We start from the raw sequence: 9699 nt of genomic DNA on the forward strand, positions 1-9699 counted from the left end.
GCCCGTGGCCCGCGCCGGACGTCGTCCGGCGCGGGCCACGTCGTGCGGGCGTACGCGGGCGGACGCGCTCAGTCCGCCGCGGTACGGCTCGCCACGGCCACGCGGCGAGCCGGCCCGCGCCGCGCGGAGGCCGGCGCGGCCACCCGCACGCACAGCGCCGTCAGCGCGACGAGCGAGGCGGCCACGGCCACCGCGACCGCGATCCAGGTCGGGGCGAGCGTGAGGTCGGTGACCGGGGACACCCGCGCCGAGGCGGTGGCGCTCCCGTAGAGCTTGGCGGCGGCCAGCGCCGCCGGTCCCACCACCGCGGCGGCCAGCAGCGGTACGGCCGACCGCACGGTCAGCAGCAGGGCCAGCACCAGGCAGAGCGCCGACAGGCCGAGGGCCACTCCGTAGGCCTGTGCGGAGGCGTCGCCGCGGTGGAGCGGGAAGTAGACCACGCCGCATCCGGCCAGGACCGCGGCGGTGAGCCAGGCCGGCCACACCGGGCCCCGGGCGGTCCGCCGTGCCGCACGCGCCTCGTCACCGTCGCGCGCCGAGCGTGCCTTGTCGCGGTCGCGCGCGGCACGGGCGTTGTCGCGGTCGGGGGCGGCGCGGGGCTTGTCACGGTCGCGCGCCGAACGGGTCTCGTCGCCCTCGCGCGCCGCAGCGGTTTCCTCCCGGCCGTCGCGTCCGCGGCTGAACGGGCGTGGCCGCATGCGGCGTTCGCGGCCGCGGCGGTCCGCTCCCGCGAACGCGCCGCCGCGTCCCGCCGACCGGGCGGCGGGCTCGCGGCCGCCGTCCCCGTCGGCCGCGTCCTGGGCCGCCCGCAGCCGCCGGGCGTCGGGCCGCTCCGGGCGCAGGTGTCCGTCCTCGGCGAGCCGGCCGATCAGTTCGACCAGTTCCTCGACCGGCCGGCCGGTGGCGGCGGCCCGCACGGCTTCCTGACCGCAGTGCGGTTCCAGCGGCGTGCGGTGCAGCAGCGCCATCAGCCGGGTCACGTCCTCCACGGAGCGGCACTCCGCCGCGGCGCGGATCGCCTCGTCCGCGCTGTCCGAGTGGCGCGGCGGCCGGGTCAGCAGGCCCACCAGCCGGGTGACGTCCTCGACGGACCGGTTCACGCCGACGGCACGGAGCGCGTCGATCGTGGCCTGCGCGTACTGCGGCGACTTCTCCAGCGTGGTGATCAGGTCGACGACCTCCTCCAGCGGCCGGTCGGCCACGGCGGCGCGCACCAGGTCGCCGACGGGATCACCGTAGGCCCGCGCCGCCGCGTCGTGGACGTCGGCATGGGCGTGCGGGTCGGCGTGGAGGTCCGCGTCGGCGTCGGCCTCGCGAGGGCCGGGCCCGGGCTGCCGGGGGCCGGGACCGTCGGAGCCGGAAGCGGGGAGGTCGGGGTCGGGCTCGAGTTCGGGCAGGTCGTCGTCGAAGTCGACGTCCCACATGTCGCTGTCCCGCTCGGGTGAGGGCCGTTCCGCGGCGGTCCGGGCGCCGGGATCCGCCCCCGGCGATCGTGCCGTGCCGGTGGTCGTGGTCGTCTCCCCGGTGGGCAGGTCCACGGCGGATATGGCGTACTCGGGCGAGCGAGCTGATGAAGAGCCGGTGGTCATGATCTCTCCGTGTGATGGGGGTGCGGCCGCCCTGCGTCCCCGACATGCGACTCGCGCTGTGTGCTGCCATTACTAGGCACGCCCACGACGCCGTGCCACTCCGGTGGGCCAAGGGGATGAGAGACCCCGTCCGCCGGTCTTGCGGCCGCCGGGAGCGGGCATCCGGACACAAGGGCGCGTGCCGCGCGCCGCGAAGGAGGGGCCCGTGGATACGACCACTGTGATCGTCGTGGCGGTGCTGCTCGCGGCGCTCGCCCTCGCGGCGGCGGTCGCCGTGCTGGTGCGCCTGGTCCACACCCGGCGGGACCTCAGGCGGGCCGGCCTTCCCACGGGGCCGCGCTGGGTGTTCTGGGGCGCCGTCCTCTACCTGGTGCTCCCGGCGGACCTGTTGCCCGATCCGGTCTACCTGGACGACATCGGCGTGCTGCTGCTGGCGCTGCGCTCCACGCGCGGCCGGATCGGCGGCCGGCGCGGGGCCGGCGACCGGCGTCGGACCACCGGCCCGCCCGGTGACTACGCAGCGTAAGGAAACCAATCACCCGTTCGACTCGTATAAGTCTCTGGAAGCCGAAGGAAGTCGGCGGACCAGACGGCGGCGCCAAGGGCCGTCGTCTGATCGGCGCAGCACCGACTAGGGAGAGACGATGACACCGTTCGCGCTCAACTACGCACGGCCGGCAGTGGAGTTTCAAGCCACCACTCCGTACGTCTACGACTCCGGGCTGCAGTTGAACGTGCTCCTCGACGGGCGGGTGGCCGCCTGCGACCACGCGCTGCTGAGAGAGCTGGGGACCACGACCTCCACCGCGGGGTCGAAGACTCACTTCGACGACTGAACACGGGCCGCCGAGAATGACCGTGTTGATCCTGACCAGTGAAGAGGACGTCACCGCGGACATGGTGGTGGTGCACCTGAACGCGTCGGGAGTACCGGTGGTCCGCCTGGACCCCGCCGACCTCACCGACTCCGTCGCGCTGTCCGGCGAGTTCGTGCACGGCTCCTTCCGGGGCCATCTGTCCTCGGGGGGACGCCTGGTGAGCATCGGCGGGCTGCGGTCCGTCTGGGTGCGCAGGCCGGGCGGCGCGGCCACCCGGGCCGCCCAACCGTCCGCATGGCTGACCGAGGAGTCCGGCCAGGCGCTGTACGGCATGCTCCGCGGTTCGGGGGCGCGCTGGATGAACCAGCCCGATGCCGCGCACCGGGCCAGGTACAAGCCCTGGCAGCTGCGTCTCGCCCAGCAGTGCGGGCTGCCGGTGCCGGCGACGCTGATCACGACGTTTCCCCGGGCGGCCCGCGAGTTCGCCGAGCGCTACCCGGATCTGGTGGTCAAGCCCGTCTCGGGCGCCCATCCGCAGGATCCGCCCCTGGCCGTGCCGACCAGCCGGGTCCCGCCCGAGGCGGACTTCTCCGCCGTCGCCCACGGCCCGACGCTGCTGCAACGCCGGGTCGCCAAGCGTGCCGACATCCGGCTGACGGTGGTCGGCGAGGAGTTGCTGGCCGCTCGCAAAACGGCGCTCGCGCAGCTGGGCCCCGACGACGTGGACGTTCGTTTCACCGCCTCGGGCGAACCGTGGCGCCCGGCCGAGGTGCCGCCGCGCGTCGCCGAGGGGGTCCGGGCCTATCTGCGGGCGGCCGGGCTGGCCTACGGCGCCCTGGACTTCGCCGAGGACGGCGACGGCACCTGGTGGTTCCTCGAGTGCAACCAGTCGGGGCAGTTCGGCTTCGTCGAGGTGGACACGGGCCAGCCGATCGCCCGGACCATCGCCGACTGGCTGGCCCGGCCCGGCGCCGCGGATCCGGTGGAAGCGGGGGGTCCGGGCACGGTGGCGGCCGGGTGAGATCCGGTGCGCCCGTCACGGGGCCCTGCGCGACGTGGCCGTCCGTCAGCTCGGGCGCGGGCCGGGCAGCAGGGCGGTGCGCTGCCAGCCGGCGCCGGGGGACGGCCGGCGTTCGGCACCGGGCAGGTGTCCGGGGGCGCGCAAGGGACGCATGACCACCTCCAGTTCCCTGCTCACACGCTCGGCGTCCCGCCGCACCTGGTCGGGGACGTCACCGCGTTCGGCGACGAGTCGGTCGTAGATGGGGGAATCCTGGAACACCCGTCAACGTGCCTTTCGTGTCGTCCGCCCCCGTACGGAGGCGCGACTGAGCAGTCTAGGCGCCCGTTCACGCGGGGGTGCGCATTCCGCCAGGATGTGAACGGTCCTTCAGACACCGGTGGTGGAGCCGGGCCGCACGATCATGAGGACGGTCACCGTGGCCCACGACAGGTTGAACATGCCGGTGAACATGGCCAGCCGGGCCGTACGTGCCCGCTCGACGGGCCGCAGGTCGGTCAGTTGTTCCAGAAGCTCCTCCTGGCGCGGCAGGACGAAGGCGACCAGGAGTCCCGCGGCGGCCGCGGTGAGGGTGATGGACACGACGAGCCAGGCGTCGCCCAGGACGCCCATCGAGGCTCCGGTGGCGAAGCCGAGGACCGGCACGGCGATGCCGAGACCGGCGTAGACCCGGCAGATGCGGTGCAGCAGCCGGACGGTACCCACGTCCCCGGAGGCCGCCCCGCCTCCTCCCCCGGCGGTCACGCCCACCGGCACCCGGCGGACGGCCGCGGGGAACATGCCGGCCGCGACGGTGACGGGCCCTACGGCGAGGATGGCCGCCAGGACGTGAAGGGACAGCAGGATCTTGGTCATGGGCCGGGCTCCGGGAGACAGTTCGGGCGAGGCGGTGATCGAAGTCCAAGGTAGGAAGCCGGCGGACGGCCGCACAGCGGCGGAAACGACAGCTTCCAACGGATTCTCGCCAGCACCTCCGCCGAGGCCCTCCCGGAGCGGTTCCGCCGGGTGGTCGGGGCCACCCCGTACGCCCACCGTACGGCCTTCCGGGCGAAGGGCCCGGTCTCTGGGGCGGGTGCACAGGTTCCCGTGTCGTGGCGCGGACCGGGGCGTCCGGTTCGCACCACGACACGGGCCGTGCGGTGCGGGGATGTCACACGGCCAGCGACAGGCCGCTGTCCCCGTCCGCGTCCAGCGAGCGGACCTCCTGCGCGCACCCCTTGGCGAGCAGCAACGCGTCCGCCTTCGCCACCGCGTCGTGCACGGCGGTCGTCGCCATCATCACGCACAGGGTGTAACTGACGTCCGCCAACTCCCGCGCCGCCTCCGGCCTTTCCCTCTCCGCCTGAGCGATCCGCAGCGACGCGTACCGCGTCAGCAACTCCCTGACGACCTTCGGGTCCGGTTCGAGCACGAAGCGCCCCTCTCTCGGTTTTCGCTGCGTATGCCCGTACCCAGGGGAAACAGTCACATCACGCACGGCCGCGTTCACAATTGACCAGATCCCGTCCTTTCCTGTCTGAACGCCATCAGGAGCGGTCGACGAGTTGGTTGAAAGCGGACGGATGGGCGGTCCCTGCGACGGTCAGGCGACCTGACCGCTGTGCAGTGCGCTGTACGCTCCTCCCCCGGCGAGGAGTTCCTCGTGGGTACCGGTCTCCAGGATCCGGCCCTCGCCCATCACCACGATCCGGTCCGCGCCCCGCACGGTGGACAGCCGGTGCGCGACGACGAACGTGGTGCGCCCGCGCAGCAGCCGGGCCAGTGCCTGCTGGACCAGCGCCTCCGAGCGGGTGTCCAGCGCCGAGGTGGCCTCGTCCAGGATCAGCACCCGGGGGTCGCGGATCAGGGCGCGGGCGATGGCGAGGCGCTGGCGCTGTCCGCCGGACAGCCTGGCCCCGTGCTCCCCGACCAGGGTGTCCAGTCCGTGCGGCAGCCGGTCGACGAACTCCAGGGCGTTGGCGTCGCGCAGGGCGGCGCGCACCGTCTTCTCGTCGGCGTCGTCCATGCCGTAGGCGACGTTCTCCCGGATCGTGCCGTCGAACAGGATCGACTCCTGCGGCACCACCGAGACGAAGCGCCGGTAGGTGCGCAGGTCGAGGGTGTTCATGTCGGTGCCGTCGAGCAGCAGCCGGCCCGAGGTCGGCCGCAGGAAGCCGATCACCAGGTTGAGCACGGTGGACTTGCCGGCGCCGGACGCGCCCACCAGGGCGATGGTCTCGCCGGGTTCGACGGAGAGGGTGAAGTCGCTGACCGCGGGCCGCCCGTCGCTCTCGTAGAGGTGCCCCACGCCTTCGAAGGCGACGGCTCCGCGCAGCGAGGTCAGCTCCGCCTTGCCCTCGTTGTCCTCCAGTTCGGGCGCCTGGAGCACCTCGCCGACCGAACGGACGGACTCCAGGCCCTTGGTGATGACCGGGGCGAGGCCCGCCAGCGTGGTCGTGGAGTTGGTGAGGGTGGTCAGGAAGGCGCTGAGCATGACGACGTCGCCGGCGGTGACTCCCCAGACGCCGTAGTAGGAGATGAGCGCGGCTCCCGCGAGGACCAGCACCCCGACCACGTTGAGCACGACCCAGGACAGCGAACCGAAGCGGCCGTTGACCAGGTCCAGGCGCATCCCGGAGGTGAGCAGCCGGTCCAGGGTGCCGTCCATGCGGCGCAGCGCCTTGCCCTCCAGTCCGTGGGCGCGGGTGACCGGGATGAGCCGGGTCATCTCGGTCACCCGGGACGACAGGGTCTCGACCTCGTGGCGGAAGTGTTCGTTGTGGGTGCGCAGCCGGGCGCGGAGCCGGGCCACGAGGAGGGAGGCGGCGGGAACGACGACGAGGAAGACGGGCAGGAACTCGGGGGTGCGCACGGCGATGATGACGAGGCCGCCGGTGAGGACGGTGAACGCGCCGAGGCCGGTCTCGGCGGTCTGCTGCACCATCTGTTCCACCGTCTCCACGTCCCGCACGACCTTGGCCTGCAGGACGCCCGCGCTGACCCGCGAGTGGTAGCCGATGGAGAGTTGCTGCATACGCGTGCACAGCGCGGAGCGCAGGGCGGTACCCATGCGGCGCACGCTGCCGTAGAGAAGGCGTACATACAGCAGGTGCAGCGGGTAGTTGACCACCAGGATGAACATGATGATCCCGGTGCTGGTCCACAGGTCCTCGATCGGGCCGTGCTGCACGACGGTGTCGATGATGGCGGCGGTGATCAGGGGAAGCAGCCAGACGGGGCTGTGCTTGACGGTGAAGACGGCGACCGCGCCCGCCAGTCGGCGGCGGTCGGCACGGAACAGGTAGACGAGGGTGCGTATCGGGTGCTCGCCCCGGTAGCGGTGGTCGAGCGGCTTTTCGGGCGGCGACGCCATCGGCGTGGTCCTCCTGGTGACCGAGTGGGGAAAGCGCTTGCTTCCCGCGCTTTCCTACCCCGTCGGCCGGGAGTACGCCACACCGTTCCGCACCGTGGAAGGCCGTGACGGACGTTGAACGCCGCTGAAGGTCGCGGCAGGCCGCGGAGGGGACCCGCGCCTTCTCCCCCGTGGAGGGCGCGGGTCCCGGTCTCCTCGGCCCTCGAGTTCGCGGGGGTCAGTCCCCGAGGGTGCGGGCGAGTTCGGTGCTGGCGCGCATGATCTCGGTGTCGTCCTCGGCCAGCAGCCGCTCCAGCCCGTCCCGCCGGGCGCGGACGGCCTGCCGGGCCGCGCGCTCCCAGGCCACCGGGTTCTCGCGGTGGTTGAGCAGCTTGGGGTAGGCGATGGCGGTGGTCTCCCACTGCCGGGCGTCGGCGATGTTCTTCAACAGCTGGATGATCTGCGCCCGGCAGCTCACTTGGGGCCGCTGCGCCAGCTCCCACAGGAAGGGCACGGTCGCGGCGGTCGCCTGCTCGACGACGAAGCCGTACTGGCAGATGCGCTTGCGCAGGTCGCCGAGGGCGGCGCGGGCGGTCTCGGCGTCACCCCGGGCCACCTTGCGCAACAGCCGGGGAATGGCCGCCGCCGAGCCGGTGGAGTCCTGGATGTCGCTCCAGGGCACGCCGTCCAGGCCGGCGAGCAGGGCGGTGGTGCGGTGCGCGCCGGGTGGCGCGTGACGGTCGGTGCGCTGGATGCTCGGCTCGGGTGTCGGAGCGCTGCGCATGGTGTGGGGCCCTTCCGCGGCAGTCGGGTCAGGTGAGGGGGCAGGTCGACAACGTGGCCCAGACCGTCTTGCCCGCCGGAGGACGCGGGGCCCAGCCCCACTCCTCCGCGAGCGCGTCGACGATGCACAGGCCGCGTCCGTGCTCCCGGAGTGCGGAGCCGTCGGACGGGTTGAACACGGGCGCGTTGTCCCCGGGGTCGGCGACGGTCAGGGTGAGCCGGGCCGGGCCCAGGGCGAGCCCGAGCCCGATCTCCGGCACGCCGGCCGCAGTCGGCGGCACCGCGTGCGTCACGGCGTTGGAGACGAGTTCGGTGACCACGAGGACCGCGTCGTCACCGCGATGTTCGAGCGACCACCCGCGCAGCGTGTCCCGTGTGAAGACCCGCGCCCGGGCGAACCCCTCCCGGCTGCACCCGACGCGCAGCACGGCGGAGGCCGGGCCACCACCGAGGGCGAGGCGGCTCTCGTACGAGGCGGGCAGCGACCGGTCGGTCCGGCCGGCGGCCTCTCGCGCCGGGTGCGGGAGCCCTGCCGGGCGGCTCGTCGCGCCTGCCTCCGACACGGGTTCGCCGGGCGACCGGAGCGTTGGATGCGCAGGTGACGGCACAGCATCTCCCTGATGCGACGTCAGAACGGGACCTCAACCGGGGGGTTGACGCCACAGCTAGTATCCACGCTTAGAGCGCTCGCGTGCAATTGCACGAGAAATTGCGCGAAAAAGAGTCGGATGGGGGCGCTCGGGGACCGGCACGGCTCGGTCCGCTCCCCCGAACAGCAAGGAGACCGCGGTGCCACCAGTGCGCAACGGAGTGCAGGCCAGCTCGTTGGACGCCTGCTGGAAGAAGAGTCGGCACAGCAACGCCGAGGGCAACTGCGTCGAGGTCGCCCTCGTGGACGGAGGCATCGCGATGCGCAACTCCCGCTATCCGGACGGTCCCGCGCTCGTCTACACGCCGGCGGAGGTGGCCGCCTTCCTCGCCGGGGCCAAGGACGGCGAGTTCGACCACCTGCTGTAGGGCGGCGCGGGGCGGCGGTCCCGAAAGGAGGCCCAAACGGAGCCCAACTACCCGATTTCTACGGGCAGATGCGGCGAGCACCGATGGGATGAGATAGTGTTTCCTTCAAGTCTGCCGGTCTGCTGGGAGTCAGGATGTCCGCCGCGTCGCATCGCATCTCCCGTCTCGAGCCCTACCTGGAGCGGGCCGAGCCGGCTCCGACCCTGCTGAAGATGCTCGTCGGCGTCCAGCTGGCGGGCTTTCGCGAGGACGCCGGCCTCTCCCAGGACCAGGCCGCCCGCGACGTGGGGTTCAGCGGCGCGAAGCTCTCCCGCATCGAATCGGGCAAGGGCCGCAAGCCTCCCACGGAGACCGACGTACGCGCGCTCCTCGAGCGGTACGGCACCGACGCCTACGAGGCCTCGGTCCTGCTCAGGCTGTTGCAGCGGGCCGGCGAACCGGGCTGGTGGCAGCGGTACGACAAGCGTCTGATGCCCGAGTGGTTCGACCGCCTCGTCGGCCTCCAGGAGGCCGCGTCGACCATCCGTACCTTCGAGATCCAGTACGTCCCCGGTCTGCTCCAGACCCCCGCCTACACCGAGGCCGTGGTCCAGCGCGGGCTGCCGAACGCCGCCGCGGGGGAGGTCCGGCGCCGCGTCGAGCTGCGCAAGCGCCGGGCGGAGTTGCTGAGCCGCGCCGACGCACCGCAGTTGTGGGCGATCATCGACGAGTCCGTGCTGCTGCGCGTGCTGGGCAGCCGCGAGGTCATGCGGGAGCAGCTGGAGCACCTCGTCCGGATGGCGAAGCAGCCCCATGTGACGCTGCAGATCGTGCCGCTGGACGTGACGAACGCGTCGGCGCCCGCGATCCCGGTCACCTATCTGCGTTTCGGCGGCGCCGATCTGCCCGACGTGGTCTATCTGGAGCACATCAAGAGCGCCAACTTCCTGGAGGACCGGGACGAGACCGAGGAGTACCGGGTCGCGCTGGACCGGCTGGCCGACGAGGCGCTGACACCGCGCGAGTCGCTGGACCGGCTGCGCGAGACGATCGCGATGCGCTACGCCGCCGACAAGTAGCGAGCGACGACGCCCGGCTCCTCCTTCACGTCGTCCGTGCCCTTCTGCATCGCGCTCGCGGTACGGGACATGGGGATGACGC

At 72.7% G+C, this 9699-nt stretch carries 12 protein-coding genes; 5 read left to right on the forward strand and 7 right to left on the reverse strand.

The window, feature by feature from the left end:
- Positions 1-68 precede the first annotated feature (68 nt).
- Entirely contained in the window at positions 69-1589 is a 1521-nt protein-coding gene (locus tag AB0P07_RS25695; RefSeq protein WP_365554532.1) for a hypothetical protein, read from the reverse strand.
- A gap of 205 nt (positions 1590-1794) precedes the next feature.
- Between AB0P07_RS25695 and AB0P07_RS25700 the strand changes: the two genes are divergently transcribed.
- From AB0P07_RS25700 to tgmB, 3 genes are all read left to right on the forward strand, one after another.
- Complete coding sequence (locus AB0P07_RS25700; RefSeq protein WP_365554535.1) at positions 1795-2115, forward strand: YkvA family protein; 321 nt, start codon at positions 1795-1797, stop codon at positions 2113-2115.
- 118 nt (positions 2116-2233) lie between these two features.
- Positions 2234-2425, forward strand: coding sequence for a putative ATP-grasp-modified RiPP (gene tgmA, locus AB0P07_RS25705; RefSeq protein WP_365554538.1), 192 nt, complete (start codon positions 2234-2236; stop codon positions 2423-2425).
- Between the two features lie 16 nt (positions 2426-2441).
- A complete protein-coding gene (tgmB, locus tag AB0P07_RS25710; RefSeq protein WP_365554541.1) occupies positions 2442-3428 on the forward strand; it encodes an ATP-grasp ribosomal peptide maturase in 987 nt (328 codons plus the stop codon).
- Between the two features lie 45 nt (positions 3429-3473).
- On the opposite strand, the gene AB0P07_RS25715 is transcribed toward tgmB, so the two are convergent.
- The 6 genes from AB0P07_RS25715 to AB0P07_RS25740 form a co-directional block, all read right to left on the reverse strand.
- Positions 3474-3689: a hypothetical protein gene (locus tag AB0P07_RS25715; RefSeq protein ID WP_061440771.1), complete on the reverse strand. Its 216-nt coding sequence runs from the start codon at positions 3687-3689 to the stop codon at positions 3474-3476.
- Between the two features lie 108 nt (positions 3690-3797).
- Positions 3798-4283 carry a hypothetical protein gene (locus tag AB0P07_RS25720; RefSeq protein WP_365554544.1) on the reverse strand — a complete coding sequence of 162 codons (486 nt, stop codon included), beginning with the start codon at positions 4281-4283 and terminating at the stop codon, positions 3798-3800.
- A gap of 295 nt (positions 4284-4578) precedes the next feature.
- Positions 4579-4839 carry a DUF5133 domain-containing protein gene (locus AB0P07_RS25725; protein WP_365554546.1) on the reverse strand — a complete coding sequence of 87 codons (261 nt, stop codon included), beginning with the start codon at positions 4837-4839 and terminating at the stop codon, positions 4579-4581.
- Between the two features lie 171 nt (positions 4840-5010).
- On the reverse strand, positions 5011-6780 hold the full coding sequence (locus AB0P07_RS25730) for an ABC transporter ATP-binding protein (protein WP_365554548.1): 1770 nt from the start codon (positions 6778-6780) through the stop codon (positions 5011-5013).
- 217 nt (positions 6781-6997) lie between these two features.
- On the reverse strand, positions 6998-7543 hold the full coding sequence (locus tag AB0P07_RS25735; protein ID WP_365554551.1) for a hypothetical protein: 546 nt from the start codon (positions 7541-7543) through the stop codon (positions 6998-7000).
- 28 nt (positions 7544-7571) lie between these two features.
- A complete protein-coding gene (locus AB0P07_RS25740; RefSeq protein WP_365554554.1) occupies positions 7572-8150 on the reverse strand; it encodes an ATP-binding protein in 579 nt (192 codons plus the stop codon).
- A 181-nt stretch (positions 8151-8331) separates the two neighbouring features.
- Here AB0P07_RS25740 and AB0P07_RS25745 point away from each other — a divergent pair, with 181 nt between their 5' ends.
- Positions 8332-8559, forward strand: coding sequence for a DUF397 domain-containing protein (locus tag AB0P07_RS25745; protein ID WP_365554557.1), 228 nt, complete (start codon positions 8332-8334; stop codon positions 8557-8559).
- 134 nt (positions 8560-8693) lie between these two features.
- Complete coding sequence (locus AB0P07_RS25750) at positions 8694-9617, forward strand: helix-turn-helix transcriptional regulator (protein WP_365554560.1); 924 nt, start codon at positions 8694-8696, stop codon at positions 9615-9617.
- The last annotated feature ends 82 nt before the right edge of the window (positions 9618-9699 follow it).

It is taken from the genome of Streptomyces sp. NPDC085944, from assembly GCF_040686295.1.
GTDB classification, from domain to species: Bacteria; Actinomycetota; Actinomycetes; order Streptomycetales; family Streptomycetaceae; genus Streptomyces; species Streptomyces salinarius.